17 protein-coding genes are annotated in these 15,657 nt (G+C 75.8%); 12 read left to right on the top strand and 5 right to left on the bottom strand.

Annotated elements, in window-relative coordinates; translation table 11 throughout:
* The first annotated feature begins 4 nt into the window (after positions 1-4).
* The 3 genes from ACYVO2_RS17325 (at position 5) to ACYVO2_RS17315 (ending at position 3,300) form a co-directional block, all read left to right on the top strand.
* On the top strand, positions 5-1,438 hold the full coding sequence (locus ACYVO2_RS17325; protein WP_461008802.1) for an aldehyde dehydrogenase family protein: 1,434 nt from the start codon (positions 5-7) through the stop codon (positions 1,436-1,438).
* Positions 1,431-2,327 (top strand): aldehyde dehydrogenase family protein, encoded by an 897-nt coding sequence (locus ACYVO2_RS17320; RefSeq protein ID WP_461008731.1) that lies wholly within the window; start codon positions 1,431-1,433, stop codon positions 2,325-2,327. The genes ACYVO2_RS17325 and ACYVO2_RS17320 overlap by 8 nt, the downstream gene beginning before the upstream one ends.
* 97 nt (positions 2,328-2,424) lie before the next feature.
* Positions 2,425-3,300: a hypothetical protein gene (locus ACYVO2_RS17315; RefSeq protein ID WP_461008730.1), complete on the top strand. Its 876-nt coding sequence runs from the start codon at positions 2,425-2,427 to the stop codon at positions 3,298-3,300.
* On the opposite strand, the gene ACYVO2_RS17310 is transcribed toward ACYVO2_RS17315, so the two are convergent.
* Entirely contained in the window at positions 3,289-3,690 is a 402-nt protein-coding gene (locus ACYVO2_RS17310) for a hypothetical protein (protein WP_461008729.1), read from the bottom strand. The two genes, ACYVO2_RS17315 and ACYVO2_RS17310, sit on opposite strands and share 12 nt — an antisense overlap.
* Positions 3,691-3,926: 236 nt before the next feature.
* Here ACYVO2_RS17310 and ACYVO2_RS17305 point away from each other — a divergent pair, with 236 nt between their 5' ends.
* Positions 3,927-4,640 (top strand): ATP-binding protein, encoded by a 714-nt coding sequence (locus tag ACYVO2_RS17305; RefSeq protein WP_461008728.1) that lies wholly within the window; start codon positions 3,927-3,929, stop codon positions 4,638-4,640.
* 106 nt (positions 4,641-4,746) lie between these two features.
* Here the strand turns inward: ACYVO2_RS17305 and ACYVO2_RS17300 are convergent, their stop codons facing one another.
* The gene (locus ACYVO2_RS17300; protein ID WP_461008727.1) at positions 4,747-5,631 is read right to left on the bottom strand and encodes a SigE family RNA polymerase sigma factor; all 885 of its coding nucleotides are present in this window, start codon (positions 5,629-5,631) and stop codon (positions 4,747-4,749) included.
* A 321-nt stretch (positions 5,632-5,952) separates the two neighbouring features.
* Between ACYVO2_RS17300 and ACYVO2_RS17295 the strand changes: the two genes are divergently transcribed.
* The 4 genes from ACYVO2_RS17295 to ACYVO2_RS17280 all read left to right on the top strand — a co-directional run bounded on the left by ACYVO2_RS17295 (position 5,953) and on the right by ACYVO2_RS17280 (position 9,552).
* The gene (locus tag ACYVO2_RS17295) at positions 5,953-6,630 is read left to right on the top strand and encodes a response regulator (protein ID WP_461008726.1); all 678 of its coding nucleotides are present in this window, start codon (positions 5,953-5,955) and stop codon (positions 6,628-6,630) included.
* Positions 6,627-8,234 carry an ATP-binding protein gene (locus tag ACYVO2_RS17290; RefSeq protein ID WP_461008725.1) on the top strand — a complete coding sequence of 536 codons (1,608 nt, stop codon included), beginning with the start codon at positions 6,627-6,629 and terminating at the stop codon, positions 8,232-8,234. The genes ACYVO2_RS17295 and ACYVO2_RS17290 overlap by 4 nt, the downstream gene beginning before the upstream one ends.
* Positions 8,231-8,857 carry a hypothetical protein gene (locus tag ACYVO2_RS17285; RefSeq protein WP_461008724.1) on the top strand — a complete coding sequence of 209 codons (627 nt, stop codon included), beginning with the start codon at positions 8,231-8,233 and terminating at the stop codon, positions 8,855-8,857. The genes ACYVO2_RS17290 and ACYVO2_RS17285 overlap by 4 nt, the downstream gene beginning before the upstream one ends.
* A 170-nt stretch (positions 8,858-9,027) precedes the next feature.
* On the top strand, positions 9,028-9,552 hold the full coding sequence (locus ACYVO2_RS17280; RefSeq protein ID WP_461008801.1) for a VanZ family protein: 525 nt from the start codon (positions 9,028-9,030) through the stop codon (positions 9,550-9,552).
* Positions 9,553-9,634: 82 nt separating this feature from the next.
* Here ACYVO2_RS17280 and ACYVO2_RS17275 read toward each other — a convergent pair whose 3' ends face one another.
* Together ACYVO2_RS17275 and ACYVO2_RS17270 are read right to left on the bottom strand one after the other, a co-directional pair.
* The gene (locus tag ACYVO2_RS17275; protein WP_461008723.1) at positions 9,635-10,297 is read right to left on the bottom strand and encodes a hypothetical protein; all 663 of its coding nucleotides are present in this window, start codon (positions 10,295-10,297) and stop codon (positions 9,635-9,637) included.
* A 334-nt stretch (positions 10,298-10,631) separates the two neighbouring features.
* Positions 10,632-11,780 carry an adenosine deaminase gene (locus ACYVO2_RS17270; RefSeq protein ID WP_461008722.1) on the bottom strand — a complete coding sequence of 383 codons (1,149 nt, stop codon included), beginning with the start codon at positions 11,778-11,780 and terminating at the stop codon, positions 10,632-10,634.
* A gap of 101 nt (positions 11,781-11,881) precedes the next feature.
* On the opposite strand from ACYVO2_RS17270, the gene ACYVO2_RS17265 reads away from it, so the two are divergent.
* The 3 genes from ACYVO2_RS17265 (at position 11,882) to ACYVO2_RS17255 (ending at position 13,426) form a co-directional block, all read left to right on the top strand.
* Positions 11,882-12,634, top strand: a complete 753-nt coding sequence (locus ACYVO2_RS17265) for an alpha/beta hydrolase (protein ID WP_461008721.1) — start codon at positions 11,882-11,884, stop codon at positions 12,632-12,634.
* 188 nt (positions 12,635-12,822) lie between these two features.
* On the top strand, positions 12,823-13,017 hold the full coding sequence (locus ACYVO2_RS17260) for a helix-turn-helix transcriptional regulator (RefSeq protein WP_461008720.1): 195 nt from the start codon (positions 12,823-12,825) through the stop codon (positions 13,015-13,017).
* Positions 13,004-13,426: a hypothetical protein gene (locus tag ACYVO2_RS17255; RefSeq protein WP_461008719.1), complete on the top strand. Its 423-nt coding sequence runs from the start codon at positions 13,004-13,006 to the stop codon at positions 13,424-13,426. The genes ACYVO2_RS17260 and ACYVO2_RS17255 overlap by 14 nt, the downstream gene beginning before the upstream one ends.
* On the opposite strand, the gene ACYVO2_RS17250 is transcribed toward ACYVO2_RS17255, so the two are convergent.
* Positions 13,387-14,586 (bottom strand): MFS transporter, encoded by a 1,200-nt coding sequence (locus ACYVO2_RS17250; protein WP_461008718.1) that lies wholly within the window; start codon positions 14,584-14,586, stop codon positions 13,387-13,389. The genes ACYVO2_RS17255 and ACYVO2_RS17250 overlap by 40 nt on opposite strands.
* A 64-nt stretch (positions 14,587-14,650) precedes the next feature.
* On the opposite strand from ACYVO2_RS17250, the gene ACYVO2_RS17245 reads away from it, so the two are divergent.
* On the top strand, positions 14,651-15,625 hold the full coding sequence (locus tag ACYVO2_RS17245; RefSeq protein WP_461008717.1) for a helix-turn-helix domain-containing protein: 975 nt from the start codon (positions 14,651-14,653) through the stop codon (positions 15,623-15,625).
* Positions 15,626-15,657: the final 32 nt, after the last annotated feature.

The raw sequence follows: 15,657 nt of genomic DNA, 5'->3' as shown, positions 1-15,657 counted from the left end.
GACCGTGAATCCTTTCGAGTACGCACCCGCGCCCGAGTCCCGCGCGGTGGTGGACCTGGCGCCCTCCTACGGCCTGTTCATCGACGGCGAGTTCGCCGAGGGCAGCGGCGGCGCCCTGCGCAAGACGATCTCCCCCGCCACGGAGGAGGTCCTCGCCGAGTACACGCAGGCCGGCGAGGAGGACGTGGACCGCGCGGTGGCCGCGGCCCGCCGGGCCTTCCCCGCCTGGTCGGCCCTGCCCGGCGCGGAGCGGGCCAAGTACCTGTTCCGCATCGCCCGCATCGTGCAGGAGCGCTCCCGGGAGCTCGCCGTCCTGGAGACCCTGGACAACGGCAAGCCGATCCGCGAGACCCGCGACTTCGACCTGCCCGCGGTCGCGGCGCACTTCTTCTACCACGCGGGCTGGGCGGACAAGCTCGCCCACGCGGGCTTCGGACCCGACCCGCGCCCGCTCGGGGTGGCCGGGCAGGTCATCCCGTGGAACTTCCCGCTGCTGATGCTGGCGTGGAAGGTCGCCCCGGCGCTGGCCTGCGGGAACACGGTGGTGCTCAAGCCCGCCGAGACCACGCCGCTGTCCGCCCTGTTCTTCGCCGACATCTGCCACCAGGCCGGGCTGCCGCCCGGCGTGGTCAACATCGTCACCGGCGACGGCAGCACGGGCGCGGCCCTGGTCGCGCACCCGGACGTGGACAAGGTGGCGTTCACCGGCTCCACCGAGGTCGGCCGGGCCATCGCCCGCACCGTGGCGGGCAGCCGCAAGAAGGTCACCCTGGAGCTGGGCGGCAAGGCGGCGAACATCGTCTTCGACGACGCGCCGGTGGACCAGGCCGTCGAGGGCATCGTCAACGGCATCTTCTTCAACCAGGGCCACGTGTGCTGCGCCGGCTCGCGGCTGCTGGTGCAGGAGTCGGTGGCGGACGAGGTGCTGGCGGCGCTGAAGCGGCGGATGGCCACGCTGCGCGTGGGCGACCCGCTGGACAAGAACACCGACGTGGGCGCCATCAACTCCGGCGCGCAACTGGCCCGCATCCGGGAGCTGGCCGAGTCCGGCGAGGCGGAGGGGGCCGAGCGGTGGTCGGCGCCGTGCGAGCTGCCGTCCCGCGGGTTCTGGTTCGCGCCGACGGTGTTCACCGGGGTCAGCCAGGCGCACCGGATCGCCCGGGAGGAGATCTTCGGCCCCGTGCTGTCCGTCCTCACCTTCCGCACCCCGGCCGAGGCCGTCGAGAAGGCGAACAACACGCCGTACGGCCTCTCGGCGGGCGTGTGGACGGAGAAGGGTTCGCGGATCCTGTGGATGGCCGACCGGCTGCGGGCCGGGGTGGTGTGGGCGAACACGTTCAACCGCTTCGACCCCACCGCGCCGTTCGGCGGCTACAAGGAGTCGGGTTACGGCCGTGAGGGCGGCCGGCACGGTCTGGAGGCTTACCTCGATGTCTGAGTCCGACGCGCCGGTGACCGGCGGGCCGTCCGGGCGGTTGACCGTCCTGAAGACCTACAAGCTGTTCGTGGGGGGCAAGTTCCCCCGTTCCGAGAGCGGGCGGGTGTACCGGGTGACCGACACCGAGGGCGCATGGCTGGCGAACGCTCCCCTGTCGTCGCGTAAGGACGCCAGGGACGCGGTGGTGGCGGCGCGGAAGGCGTTCCCCGGCTGGTCCGGCGCCACCGCCTACAACCGCGGGCAGATCCTCTACCGCGTCGCGGAGATGTTGGAGGGGCGGCGCGGGCAGTTCGCCGCGGAGGTCGCAGAAGCGGAGGGCCTGCCGCCCGCCGAGGCCGCGGCCCAGGTGGACGCCGCCGTGGACCGCTGGGTCTGGTACGCGGGCTGGACGGACAAGGTCGCCCAGGTCGCGGGGGCCGCGAACCCGGTGGCGGGGCCGTACTTCAACCTGTCGGTGCCGGAGCCCACGGGCGTGGTCGCCGTCGTGGCGCCGCGGGAGTCCTCCCTGCTCGGGCTGGTCTCGGTGGTCGCCCCGGTGATCGCCACCGGCAACACCGCGGTCGTCCTGGCCGCGGAGAGGTGCCCGCTGCCCGCCCTCTCCCTGGGCGAGGTGCTGGCCACCTCCGACCTGCCGGGCGGCGTGGTCAACATCCTGTCCGGCCCGCCCCGGGAGACGGCCCCGCACCTGGCCGCCCACCAGGACGTGAACGCGCTGGACCTCACCGGCGCGGGCGACCTGGCCGCGGAGCTGGAGGCCGCGGCGGCGGAGAACCTCAAGCGGGTCCTGCGCCCGGCCCCCGGCGGCGAGGACTGGACGGCGGACCCGGGCCTGCGGCGGCTGCGGGCGTTCCTGGAGACCAAGACGGTCTGGCACCCGAAGGGGATCTGACGGCTCCCCCGGGCGGGCGGGGCAACCTCCCGCCCGCCCGGGGCGTCTGACGGTCGTACGGGTGTGCGCCCAGCGCCTGTCGTCCGCGGGGGGAGCCGTGCCGAGTACCGCTGTGACGTTCCGCGGTGTCGCGGAGGCCGCGCGGCGCGCTCCCCTGCCCGGCGGGCCGCCGCCACCGGACGACGCGGACGTCCGCCACGCCCCGTGGTGGCGGGTGCGGGCGCTGCGGCGGGCCGCCCTGCGCGGCGGGCTGAGCGTCGGCGGGCTGCTGGTGTTCGGCTGCGTGGCGGTGCACGCGCTCCCGTGGTGGGGTGACGCGGTGCGGCTTACCGCGGCGGACACTGCGCGGGCCCGGGCCGTCGTGCGGGACGTGGACGGGGCGCTGCTGCCCGGGGTGTTCCCCGACAACGTGGAGGTGGTGTTCACCACCGCGCAGGGGCGGCGGGTGCGGGCGCTGGTGGCGCACGGCGGCGAGGCGCCGGAGCCGGGCGCCGCCCTGGAGGTGGAGTACGCCGTGTCCGCGCCGTCCCACGCCGCGCCGGTGGGGGACGGCGGTCTGCTGTGGGGCGCCGGGGCGAGCGCCGTCGCCGCGGGGCTGGCGCTGGCCCGGGTGGGCCGGCGGGCCGCGGACGGCGGGCGCCGCACGCGGGCGCTGGTGCGGGCGGCCCGCTCGCCGGAGGCGCACCCGGCGCGTTGTGTGCTGCTGCGGGACACCGGGGGCGGCCCGGACTGGCTGCTGCTCTTCCCCGTGCCGGGCGGGCGGGAGGACGCGCCGAGCCATCTGCTGCCGGTGCGGGCCGTGGGCGTGGACCCGGTGGGCCTCGCCGATCCGCGGGGCGAGGTGCGGGACGGGGGCGACGTCGTGCCGTGGGTGGACGGGCGGGCGGTGTGGCCCGAGGCGCCGCTCGCGGTGTTCGGCGCGGAGCACGTGCCGCTGGTGGAGCGGCTGACGGCGCCGGCGTCAGCCGGGTAGGTGCCGGACCAGGTCGCCGACGCCGGGCAGCTCCGCCAGCGAGGCGCCGCTCGCCAGCGGGCCGGTGAGCAGGCCCGTGGTGACCGGCGGGAAGTCGGCGATGCTGGTGCCCAGCGTGTTGTCCAGGGGGTCCACCCCGGTCCTGGCGAGCGGGTTGAGCCGCAGGCGCTTGACCGGGCCCACGACCCCGGCCACCCCCGCCTCGAGCCCGGAGGCGGCCCCGCCGAGCGCGTCGGCGGGCGGGGGCTTGCCCGCCGCCTGCTCGGCGGACGCGGCGGCGGGCAGCGCCCCGAGCAGCGCGCCCGCGGACGAGGCCACCACGGCGGCGCGCAGCAGGCCGCGAGGGCTGCGCGGGGGACGGGCGTGGCGCCCTCGGGAGCGGGTCGTCATCGTTGTCCTGCCTGCCTGGGTGGGCTGCTCGGGAAGGCTGCCGGGGGAGCAGCGGTACGGGGGCGGGGTGCGGGCCGGGCGGAGGGGTGCGGGCCGGGCGGAGGGGCGGCGCGCTTGCGCCCAGCGTAGCGATCCGTCACGCACCGTCACAAGCCGCGGGGGAATCGTCCACCCGGACGGCCTACTTTTCCGCCTATCAGGTGAACACAGAGGGTCATCCTGCACACTGGTGTTCCGTGAGCCTTCACCCCGTCGCCCGCGTGATCCTGCTGACCGGTCCCTCAGGGACGGGAAAGTCCTCCCTCGCCGAGCGCACGGGCCTTCCCGTGCTCCGGCTCGACGACTTCTACAAGGAGGGCGACGACCCCACGCTGCCCCCGCTGCCCGACGGCGGCGGGGTGGACTGGGACTCCCCGCAGTCGTGGAACGCCCGCGCGGCGGTGGCGGCGATCGCCGGGCTCGCCCGCACCGGGCGGGCCGAGGTGCCGGTGTACGACATCGCGTCCAGCGCCCGGGTGGGCACGGCGACGGTGGAGCTCGGCGGCGGCGACCCGGTGTTCGTCGCCGAGGGCATCTTCGCCGCGGAGATCATCGACCGGTGCCGGGAGCTGGGGCTGCTCGCGGACGCGCTGTGCCTGCGCGGGCGGCCGTTCACCACCTTCCGGCGGCGGCTGCTGCGGGACCTGCGCGAGGGGCGGAAGTCGGCGGCGTTCCTGGTGCGGCGCGGCTGGACGCTGATGCGCGCCGAGGAGTCCATCGTCAACCGCCAGACCGCGCTCGGAGCGCACCCGTGCGACCGGGACGAGGCGCTGCGGCGGGTGGAGTCGGCGGCGCGCCAGTGGGCGTACTACGGCGGCGCCGCGCGCCCGGCGGCCCCGCAGCACCCGGCCCCGCAGCAGCGGTCCGCGCCCCAGCCCCCGGTGGCGCCGGTGGCGGAGCCGCTCGGATGACAGCGCCGCACGGCCGGGAGCCCCCGGCCGCCCACGCGCGAGAGCCGCGCCCATCCTCCCCATGGGCGCGGCTCGTGTGCGCGGCGGTCCCCCGGCCGCCGTCCCCTCAGGCCACCAGCTCCCCGAAGGCGTCCGCCTCGCTGTGGCCGAAGCTCAGCGACTCGTCCTCGCGCAGCCGCCGCAGCGACCGCCAGATGCTGCTCTTGACCGTGCCGACGCTGATGCCGAGGATGTCGGCGATCTCCGGGTCGGTGCGGCCCTCGTAGTAGCGCAGCACCAGCATGGTGCGCTGCGGCTCGGGCAGCTTGGCCAGCGCCTTCCACAGCACCGCGCGCAGCTCCGTGCCGCGCATGGCGTCGCTGTCGCCCGGCGTCTCGGGCAGCTCCTCCGTCGGGTACTCGTTCAGCTTGCGGCGCCGCCAGGCGGAGATGTGCAGGTTCGTCATGGTGCGGCGCAGGTAGCCGCCGACGGCGGCCTTGTCGCTGATGCGGTCCCAGGCGCGGTAGGTGCTGAACAGCGCGCTCTGGAGCAGGTCCTCGGCCTCGAACCGGTCGCCGGTGAGGTGGTAGGCGGTCGCGTACAGGGACGCGCGGCGCTCCTCGACGTAGGCGGTGAAGTCCGCCTCCGCCGTGCCGCCGCGGTGGGCCTCTCCCCCCGAAGAGGCCCCGACCTCCCTGTACGCGACCGCGGTTCCCCCGTTCCCCCCGGTGCCTCCCCCGTTCCCCCCCGGCTCGGTGCCGCCGGCCGGCGCGACCACCCGGCGGGCCAGGACCGCGGCGCCGGCGGCGCTCCCCCGAAGGCCGCCGGCACCGCCGGACGCCACACCCGCAACCGCGTGGGCCCCTTGCGCGTGGTACCCGTGGGTGTGCGTCCGTCCGGCGCCGCGAGCGCACCCCCGCCCGCACGCGGCGCCGGACTTCTCCTCGCTCCTGCCGTGGGCGGCGCGCGGCTGACGGACTGCGCCTGTGGTGCCGGTGTGCAGTGCGTTCATGACGCGCCCCCGTTCGGTGGAGCCGATGTGGTTCTTCACAACGACGAGCTGTGCTGGTCTGCCGGGTCTCGCCGGTCCCCCGCGGTCCCGGTCCGGCGGCTCCCGACTCCCGGGAGGTCCCGCCGTGGTGCACCAGACTGTCGAAGCAGTTTCATAGCGCTGTCCGACGACTGTCACAGCCATGTCACAGGCCGTACCTCCGGCGGCCGCACGGGAACCGCTCGGGTAAATGCTCGCTTATGTCCGCGCATGTCCGTCCCCGGTCAAGCAGGGTTGGCCAACTGTCGAAGCGCCGGGCGGGAGTGGGACACAATGACCCCCGTGCCCTTCCTGTTGCTTATCGAGGACGACGACGCGATCCGCACTGGCCTCGAGCTCGCGCTGAGCCGCCAGGGCCACCGGGTGGTGTCCGCGGCCACCGGCGAGGACGGCCTGGAACGGCTGCGCGAGCAGCGGCCCGACCTGGTCGTCCTCGACGTCATGCTGCCCGGCATCGACGGCTTCGAGGTGTGCCGCCGCATCCGCAGGACCGACCAGTTGCCGATCATCCTGCTGACCGCGCGCAGCGACGACATCGACGTGGTCGTGGGCCTGGAGTCGGGCGCGGACGACTACGTCGTCAAGCCGGTGCAGCCGCGGGTCCTCGACGCCAGGATCAGGGCGGTGCTGCGGCGCGGGGAGCGGGACAACTCCGACTCCGCGGTCTTCGGCAGCCTGGTCATCGACCGGTCGGCGATGACCGTCACCAAGAACGGCGAGGACCTCCAGCTCACCCCGACCGAGCTGCGGCTGCTGCTGGAGCTCAGCCGCCGCCCCGGCCAGGCGCTGTCCCGGCAGCAGTTGCTGCGCCTGGTGTGGGAGCACGACTACCTCGGCGACTCCCGCCTGGTGGACGCGTGTGTGCAGCGGCTGCGCGCGAAGATCGAGGACATCCCGTCCTCCCCCTCGCTGATCCGCACGGTGCGCGGTGTCGGGTACCGGCTGGATCCGCCGCAGTGAGCGCTTCCGACCACGGTCTGGGCCCCGAGGACACCGGGCGCCGAGGCCGCTTCGGCATATGGGCCGGCCGTCTGCTCGGGCTGACCAGCCTCCGGATCCGCCTGGTGGCGGTCTTCGGCGCGGTGGCGCTGACCGCCGCGGTGTCCGCCTCGGGCATCGCCTACTGGCTGAACCGGGACGCCGTGCTCGGCCGCGCGCAGGAGTCCGCGCTCAACGACTTCCGCGACTCGCTGGAGGAGGGCTTGGTCTCGCTGCCGCTGCACCCGCCGTGCGACGACCTGGCCGAGGCCGCCCGGCAGATCGCGCGCAGCAGCAGCCAGGACTACGAGATCGTCCTGATCGACACCACACCGGGCGGCGGCGACTGCTCCGCGGGCTCCGACCTCGGCGAGTTCGACGTGGACCTGGTGCCCGACCGGCTCAAGCGGGCGGTCGCCGAGCGGCGCGACCTCGGCGAGGGCAACGACCACGAGTACCACCTGTACTGGCAGCGCGTCATCCACGACGGCCGGCCGTACCTGGTCGGCGGCACCCGGGTGATCGGCGGCGGGCCGACCGCCTACATGCTCAAGTCCCTGGACGCGGAGCGGGACGACATCGAGTCCCTGGCCTGGTCGCTGGGCATCGCCACGGCGCTGGCGCTGGTCGGGGCGGCGCTGCTGGCGCAGGCGGCGTCCTCGACGGTGCTGCGGCCGGTGCAGCGGCTGGCCGACGCGGCCCGGCGGCTGGGCGAGGGCGAGCTGGACACCCGGCTGCGGGTGACGGGCGCGGACGAGCTGGCCGAGCTGTCGAGGACGTTCAACGAGACCGCGGCCTCGCTCCAGGAGCGGGTGGAGGAGCTGAGCGCGCGGGAGGCGGCCAGCCGCCGCTTCGTCGCCGACATGTCGCACGAGCTGCGCACCCCGCTGACCGCGATGACCGCCGTCACCGAGGTGCTGGAGGACGAGGCGGACGGCCTCGACCCGCTGATAGAGCCCGCGGTGCGCCTGGTGGTCAACGAGACCCGGCGGCTGAACGAGCTGGTGGAGAACCTGATGGAGGTGACCCGCTTCGACGCGGGCACCGCCCGGCTGGTGCTGGACGACGTGGACGTGGCCGACATGGTCACCGCCTGCATCGACGCCCGGGCGTGGCTGGACGCGGTGGAGGTGGACGCGCCGCGCGGCATCGTCGCCCGCCTCGACCCGCGGCGGCTGGACGTGATCCTGGCCAACCTGATCGGCAACGCGCTCAAGCACGGCGGCTCCCCGGTGCGGGTGGCCGTGCGCACCGAGCCGGTGCGGCCCCAGGACGACTCCGAGGCGTTCCGGGCGGCGAGCGGGGCGCTGGTGGTGCGGGTCGCCGACAGCGGGCCGGGCATCCCCGAGGCGGTGCTGCCGCACGTGTTCGACCGCTTCTACAAGGCGGACACGGCGCGGCCGAGGTCCGAGGGCAGCGGGCTCGGCCTGTCGATCGCCGCGGAGAACGCGCACATCCACGGCGGGGTGATCGACGCGGCCAACGCCCCCGAGGGCGGCGCGGTGTTCACCCTGCGGCTGCCCATCGGCGGCGAGCACGGCGAACGGGAGGACGGCGAGCGGGAGGACGGAGGGGACGGACGATGAGGGGGACGGCCGCGCGGCCGGCCGCCGTGGGCGCGGCGGCGCTGCTGACGCTGCTCGCCGGGTGCGGGATCCGGGCGACCAGCGTGCCCGTGGACGCGGGGCCCGCCCCCAGCCGGGCCACCTGCTCCGGGCCCGACAGCACGGAGACGGCCGCGCCCCGCAGGCCGCAGCGCGACTCGGCGGGCCGGCTGCGCCTGGACCGCATCGAGGTGTTCCTGGTGTGCAACGGGCAGGTGCAGGCGGTCGAGCGGGACACGCGGGTGCGGGGCGACGAGGCGCTGGTCGCCGACCAACTGCTGGCCCAGCTCAAGATCCCCCCGGAGCGGCAGGAGAGCGAGCGCGGCTACGGCACCCGGGTGCCGTCCGACCTGGAGTTCGCCCCGGCGCTCCCGTCCGACCCGGCGGGCACGCTGCGGCTGAGCCGGGAGCCGGGCGAGATGCAGTCGGTGGAGCTGGGGCAGGTGGTGTGCACGCTGTCGCGCAATCTGCGGGCCGACGCGCGGGTGCCGCTCGCCGGGCCGGACGCGGGGTCGCCGGCGGTCGCGTACGCGTGCGACGCACTGGTGCGCGCCGGGACGGGCACGGTGGCCGCGGGAGCCGGGGCGGGGAGTTTTACGGAGTGACGCGCTCCGCTTCGGCGTGACGGGTGACTCTCCGTCCCGTACCGTGGCGGTCTGTGGGGACACGGAACCACGAGGCGGCACCCGGCGTCCTTCCCGGCGTGCAGCGTGGAGGGTCCGGCACACGGACCGGTACTGAAGGACCTTGGCCGGACGACCACCGGATCGGCCCGGTGGCGCGGGCGCTCGGCACCGTCGCCGTCCTCACCCATCTGGCGCTGGTCGCGTGGCTCACGCTCCGCCCGGTGTCCGTGCCGTGGGTGTACGGGAGCAACATCAGGCCGCTGGCCACCATCGACCGGGTCCTGCTGGCCGACCCCGTCTCCGGCACCCGCACCATCGCGGGCGGGCTGCTGCTGCTGGCCCCGCTGGGGCTGCTGCTGCCCATGGTGTCGGGCCGGCTGTACGCCTCCACGCTGGGCTCGTTCACCCGGACGGTGTTCTTCGGCGCGGCCGTGTCGTTCGGCATCGAGTGCTGGCAGACCGGTGTGCCCGGGCGGGTCTTCGACGTGGACTCGGTGATCCTCAACACCCTCGGCGTGGCGGTGGCGCACCTCGCGGTGGTGCCGAGCACCCGGGGGCGGCTGCGCCGGAGGTACGAGTCGCGGACGGGCCGGACGGCGGAGGAGCGGGTCAGACCCGTGAAGGCGCCCACGGTCGGCTACGAGGTGGCGGCGCACCTGCACCGGGGGGCGTGAGGGCCCCGCCCCGCGAGAAGCGCCGAGCCGGGCCGCGCTCCCCTGGGGGCGCGGCCCGGCTCGGTGTGTGCGGGAGGCGTCCTCAGGAGGCGCCGCCGCCCGGGTGGATGTCGGCGAGCAGCCGCACCAGGTTCTCCAGGGGCAGCTTGTTGCCCTGCCAGTGCCCGCCCATGTCCGTGGTCTTCGGCGCGGCGGCACCCTGGCCCTGGGCGCCGCCCCGGACGGGGCGGGCGCCGGTGATGTGGTCGGTGCGGCCGAGTTCGCCGCGCCGGTCCACGACCTGGCCGCCCCCGGACCCGGCCTTGTCCCGGCCCTGGGGGCGCGCCTCGCCGTCCTGGGCGGGGAGGGTCTTGGCGTCGTGCACCACGGGGACCGGGTCGGCCTGGCGGTGCTGGGGGTGCTTGGGGGCGGTGCGGCGGGCGGGGGCGGGCAGGGTGTGCGCCCTGCCGCCGGGGGTGGTGAGCCGGTTGCCCTCGCCGACCCGGACCGGCGGGGCGTCCTTGCCCGGCGCGGCCTTGCCGTTGAGGAACGGCACCTGGGAGGTGCTCGCGTCCAGTGCCGTCCGGGTGGCGGACAGGGTCTGCGGCATGCCGGGGACGGCGGCGGTCGCCTGCTCCACCGGGAGGGCGCCGAGCAGCGCGCCCACGGGAGTGGGGGCGGCGGCGGCGGGCGCTGCCGCCACTGCGGCGAGGGCGAGGCCGGCGACGGCGGCCCCCGCGGTCTTCAGGGTGGTGGAGGTCTTCATCAGCGTGTGTCCTCGTGGTCGGTGCCCGATGGCCGCCCGCGGGCGACTGGCCGCGGGCGCCTCGCAACGTAGTCACGCGAACACGCTCCGTGCAAACAGCGACGCGCGGGGCGCACGAGGCACGGGGGGCGCGGACGGGCGCGGGCCGGGCCCGGCCACGTCAGCGGCGCGCACCGGGCGCCCACCCGAGGGGTGAACGCGCACGTCGCCGGGTTGACCGGGCCCGGAGAGCGCCGCCGGTCCGCGCCGCCTCCGCCGCCCCGCCCGGACGGGCCCGCGCCCTCCGGCGGCTGGTCCCACCGGGTCCCACCGGGCCTGGCGGGCCTGGCGGCTCCTAGCGGAACAGCCACTCCGACTTCAGCGCGGCGTAGCCGGGCTTGATCACCTCGTTGATGAGGGCCAGGCGCTCGTCGAAGGGGATGAACGCGGACTTCATGGCGTTGACGGTGAACCACTGGAGGTCGTCCAGGGTGTACTGGAAGGTGTCCACCAGGTGCTGGAACTCCCGGCTCATGGTGGTGCCGCTCATCAGGCGGTTGTCGGTGTTGACGGTGGCCCGGAAGCACAGGCGGCGCAGCAGGCCGATCGGGTGGTCGGCGTAGGAGGAGGCGGCGCCGGTCTGGATGTTGGAGGTCGGGCACAGCTCCAGCGGGATCCGCTTGTCCCGCACGTACGCGGCCAGGCGGCCGAGCCGGACCGTCCCGTCGTCGGCGACCTCGATGTCGTCGATGATCCGCACCCCGTGGCCGAGCCGGTCGGCGCCGCACCACTGGAGCGCCTGCCAGATCGAGGGCAGGCCGAACGCCTCGCCCGCGTGGATGGTGAAGTGGTTGTTCTCCCGCTTGAGGTACTCGAACGCGTCCAGGTGCCGGGTGGGCGGGAAGCCCGCCTCGGCGCCGGCGATGTCGAAGCCGACGACGCCCGCGTCCCGGTACCGGTTGGCCAGCTCGGCGATCTCCAGCGAGCGCGCGGCGTGCCGCATGGCCGTCAGCAGCGCGCCGACCCGGATGCGGCGCCCGGCGTCGCGCGCCCTGCGCTCGCCCTCCCGGAAGCCCTCGTTGACCGCCTCGACCACCTCCTCCAGGGACAGCCCGCCCTCCAGGTGCTGCTCCGGGGCGTAGCGGACCTCGGCGTAGACCACGCCGTCGGCGGCGAGGTCCTCGGCGCACTCGGCGGCCACCCGGAACAGCGCGTCGCGGGTCTGCATCACCGCGCAGGTGTGGGCGAACGTCTCCAGGTAGCGCTCCAGCGAGCCGGAGTCCGCGGCCCGGCGGAACCAGGTGCCCAGGCGCTCGGGATCGGTCTCGGGCAGCGCGCCGTAGCCCGTCAGCTCGGCGAGCTCGACGACCGTGGCGGGCCGCAGCCCTCCGTCGAGGTGGTCGTGCAGCAGCGCCTTGGGGGCCCGGCGGACCTGGTCGGGGGTGGGCACCGCGCGCTCCGCGGTCGCGTCCGGCAGTGAGGGGGTGGGACTGGGGCTTCGCATTGCCGAAATCTAGCTCCTACACGCGTAGATCGCACCTTCGCGACAGCAATCGCCTTCCGGGGTATGGCACTACCCCGGAGGCGCTCTGCGAAAGTTCTGCCATGGGATCCGAGACGCTCAAGACGCGGGACGCACGTCTGGGCCGGGCCGTGGGGGCGGCGCCCGCGAGGACCGTCCGGGGAGCCGTGGTGCTGCTGCCCGGCGGTGACGTCATGGGCACCCGGCGCCCCACCGGGCTGCCCGCGGCGGCGATGTGGCCGCTGGCCCGCCACCTGGCCAAGGCCGGACGGGAGGAGGGGCTGGCCGCGCACATCCTGCACTACCGGTACAACGGCTGGAACGGGGAGAGCGCCCACCCGGTGCACGACGCCCGCTGGGCCGCCGACGAGGTGGTGCGGCGCTACGGCGACGTCCCCGTCTGCCTGGTCGGCATGTCCATGGGCGCCCGGGCCGCGCTGCGCGTGGGCGGGCACGACGCGGTGGCGTCGGTGGTGGCGCTGGCCCCGTGGCTGCCGGTGGTGCCCGACCCCGACCCCGTCAAGCAGTTGCTGGGCCGCCGGGTCCTGATCGTGCACGGGACCCGGGACGCGGAGGCCGACCCCGAGCTGTCCTACCGGTTCGCGCAGCGGGTGAAGAAGGCGAACCCCGACATCTGCCGCTTCGAGGTGCACTCCGACGGCCACACGCTGTACCAGCACCGCCCCGAGGTGTTCGCCCTCACCGCGGACTTCGTGCTCGGCACCCTGTTCGCCCGCCGCCTGTCCCGCCCGGTCGCCGACGCCCTGGCCGCCCCGCCACCGCTGGGCCTGCGGATGCCGCTGGCCTCGGGGTTCGGCAGGAGCCTGAGGGACTGACGGGGGCGGGCGCCGCCGGCTTCCGGGGCATTGCCGCCGGCTCCGGGGCCTGTGCCGCCGGCTTCCGCCCCCCCCCGCCGCCACCCCGTCCGACAAGCCGTCCGACACCCCGTCCCGACGACCCTCCCGGGCAGCCGCCCTGACAAGCTCGCTTGACACCGCCCCGCGGTGACAAGCAAGCTTTACACGTGCGCAACACGGTACGGGAGCTGCGGACGCAGCGCGGCCTGTCCCAGGGAGCCCTCGCCGAGGCGATGGGGGTCTCGCGGCAGACCATCAACTCGATCGAGACCGGGCGGTACCTGCCGTCCCTCCCGCTCGCCATCGCGTTGGCGCGCCACTTCGGCACCACGGTGGAGGAGGTCTTCCATGTCGATGAGTGACAGCGGATCGGGCGGCGGGGTCGGCAGGGCGCGGTCGGGGAAGCGCTGGATCATCCCCGGGGCGGCCGTCCTGTTCGGCCTGGCCTACCTGGTGGCCGGCGGGCTCGGCGGCGACCGGACGTTCGCGTTCGTCGGGCTCGCGGTGATGCTGGTGACCGGGGCGGCGTTCCTCCTCCTGGGCCGGGTGAGCGAGACCGTCGCGGGACTGCTGGACCGCAGGGACGAGCGGATCAACCAACTGGACGGCGAGGCCACCGCCGTCGCGGGCATCACGCTCATGGCCGCCGTGCTGGTCGCCTTCGTCGTCGAGATCGCCCGCGGGCAGGACGGCCAGCCGTACGCGACGCTCGGCGCCATCTCCGGCGTCACCTACGTCGTCGCGCTGGTGGTGCTGCGCTTCCGCCGCTGAGGCGGGTCCTCTCGCAGCCGCGGGGCGAGGGCCAGGGTGACGGCCGTGGAGGCCGCGGCCAGGGCCGTCATCGCCGCGGCCGGGGAGGTGAGCTGCGCGAGGGTGCCCGCCACCACGGCGGACACCCCCTGGGCGGCGAGCATCCCCGAGGAGTGCAGGGCCAGGGCGTGTCCCGTCAGGTGGTCCGGGGTGCGGGCCAGCAGGCGCTCCTGGAGCAGGAGCGTGGCGCAGTAGCCGACGGACGCCAGCGCGACCACCGCCACCGCCGCGGGCAGCGGCGGGTGGAGGGCGAACAGCAGGTAGGGCACGGCCAGCAGCAGGCGCAGCGGGGCGGCCAGGCGGGCGCGCAGCCGGGGCGGCAGCACACGGCCCGCCAGGGCGTCCCCGGCGAGCATGCCGAGGGCGGCCGAGGCGAACAGCAGGCCCGCGTGGGCGGGCGCGTAGGGGACGAACAGGGCCTCGCAGCCGACGATCAGGCCGTTGGGGACCCACAGCGCCAGGTAGACGTGGCGGCGGGACGGCGCGGACCACAGCAGCGCGTTGGCGCGCCAGGTCTCCCGCGGCGACGGGCGGCCGCCGGCGCGGGCCGGGCGGGCGCTCAGCCCCAGGCGGGCGATGGCGGCGGCCAGGGCGTACAGCGCCGCGCCGGCCAGCAGGGCGCCGCGGGGCGAGGCCACGGCCACCAGCACCCCGCCCAGGCCGTAGCCGCAGATCTGGAGGGTGCCGACGGACATGTTGAGCACCGAGCGGCCGAGCAGGTAGCCGTCGGCCGGGAGGATGTCGTTCAGCAGCGCGAACCGCACGCCGGCGCCCAGCGAGGCCAGCACCCCGAGCAGCGGCAGCACCGCGAGCACCCCCCACATGGGCAGGCCGGGCAGGGCCTGGAGCGCGGTGCCCGCGGCGAACGCCAGGGGCAGGGCGGCCAGGGCGGCGCGGGGCGGCAGGCGGTCGGCGGCCGACAGCAGGGTGGCGGCGCCGAGCAGTTGGGCCAGGGACGGGCCGAACATGCCGAGGGCGGCCAGCAGCGGCGAGCCGGTCGCCTCGTGCACCAGGGTGCCGAGGGCCAGGCCGCTGACCGTGGAGGCGGCGGTGTTCGCGGTGGAGGTGACGAACAGCGGGGTGAACTCCGGGGTGCGGAAGAGTTCGCGGTAGGTGCGCATGGGCCGCGAGTGTGGACGGGGGCCCGCCCGGGACGTCACTCTTTCGCGAGGAGGCGAAACGTCGATGGGGTACTGGGTGGTCGGCGCGGACACCCTGGCCGGGAGCCGGTTCGTGCTCTCGCCGCTGGCCGAGACCACCGCGTGCCTGCTGGCGCTGGACCGCGCCGAGGCCGCGCACCCCGGCGAGCGGGCCTGGCTCGCCGCGCACCTGCCCGCCTACCGCGAGCGGCTGGCCCGGGACCCGGTGACCGCGGCGCTGGCGCGCTCCGCGCTGGGACGGCGCTGGCTCGCGGACTTCCTCGCCCCGGCGCCCGGGGGCGAGCGGGAGGAGACCTTCGAGGAGGAGGTGGCGCGGGTCGGGCAGGCCCCGCCCGAGGTGGCGCGCGCGGACGTGCGGGTGGCGCTGGGCGGCGGCCTGCCCGCCGAGCTGGCGGACGCGGACCTGCCGGCGACGGCCGCCCGCCTGCTGGAGTGGGTGTGGCGGCGGGCGGTGGCGCCGTCGTGGGACAGGCGGCGGCGGATCCTTCAGGCCGACGTGGTCGCGCGGACCGCCGGGCTCGGCCGGGGCGGCTGGGCGGAGGTCCTCGGCGACCTGCGGCCGGGCATGCGGTGGCTGGGCGGGGACCGGCTGATGATCAACACGCAGGACAACCCGCCGCGGAAGCTCGCCGGGGCCCGGCTGCTGTTCGTGCCGGTCACGCCCCGGCAGTCCTGGACGGCGTGGGAGCTGCCGCACCGCTACGCGCTGGTGTACCCGTGCGCGGGCGCCCTGGCGGAGACCGGGCCCGCGGCGGTGGCCCCCGGGGCGCTGGGCCGGGCGCTGGGCCCCGGGCGGGCGACCGTGCTGGCGCTGCTCGGGGAGCCGAAGAGCACCACGCAACTGGTGGCGCTGACCGGTCTCGGCCTCGGTTCCGTGGGGCGGCACCTGCGGGTGCTGCTGGACGCGCGGCTGGTGGAGCGGCGGCGGGCGGGACGGTCGGTGCTGTACTACCGCACGGCCGTGGGCGAGGCGCTGGTGCGCGCCCAGGACGAGGGGTGAGGGGCCTGTCGGCCCGTCACCCCCTTTGCCCT

The organism is Streptomyces capparidis, assembly GCF_054782095.1.
Note: the sequence above shows the minus strand (reverse complement) of the source record. Positions and strands in the feature narration are given on the sequence as shown.

Coding starts and splice junctions, on each gene's coding strand:
- ACYVO2_RS17320 (WP_461008731.1), top strand. CDS start 1,431: ATGTCTGAGTCCGACGCGCCGGTGACCGGCGGGCCGTCCGGGCGGTTG.
- ACYVO2_RS17310 (WP_461008729.1), bottom strand. CDS start 3,690: ATGACGACCCGCTCCCGAGGGCGCCACGCCCGTCCCCCGCGCAGCCCT.
- ACYVO2_RS17300 (WP_461008727.1), bottom strand. CDS start 5,631: ATGAACGCACTGCACACCGGCACCACAGGCGCAGTCCGTCAGCCGCGC.
- ACYVO2_RS17285 (WP_461008724.1), top strand. CDS start 8,231: ATGAGGGGGACGGCCGCGCGGCCGGCCGCCGTGGGCGCGGCGGCGCTG.
- ACYVO2_RS17275 (WP_461008723.1), bottom strand. CDS start 10,297: ATGAAGACCTCCACCACCCTGAAGACCGCGGGGGCCGCCGTCGCCGGC.
- ACYVO2_RS17270 (WP_461008722.1), bottom strand. CDS start 11,780: ATGCGAAGCCCCAGTCCCACCCCCTCACTGCCGGACGCGACCGCGGAG.
- ACYVO2_RS17265 (WP_461008721.1), top strand. CDS start 11,882: ATGGGATCCGAGACGCTCAAGACGCGGGACGCACGTCTGGGCCGGGCC.
- ACYVO2_RS17255 (WP_461008719.1), top strand. CDS start 13,004: ATGTCGATGAGTGACAGCGGATCGGGCGGCGGGGTCGGCAGGGCGCGG.
- ACYVO2_RS17250 (WP_461008718.1), bottom strand. CDS start 14,586: ATGCGCACCTACCGCGAACTCTTCCGCACCCCGGAGTTCACCCCGCTG.
- ACYVO2_RS17245 (WP_461008717.1), top strand. CDS start 14,651: ATGGGGTACTGGGTGGTCGGCGCGGACACCCTGGCCGGGAGCCGGTTC.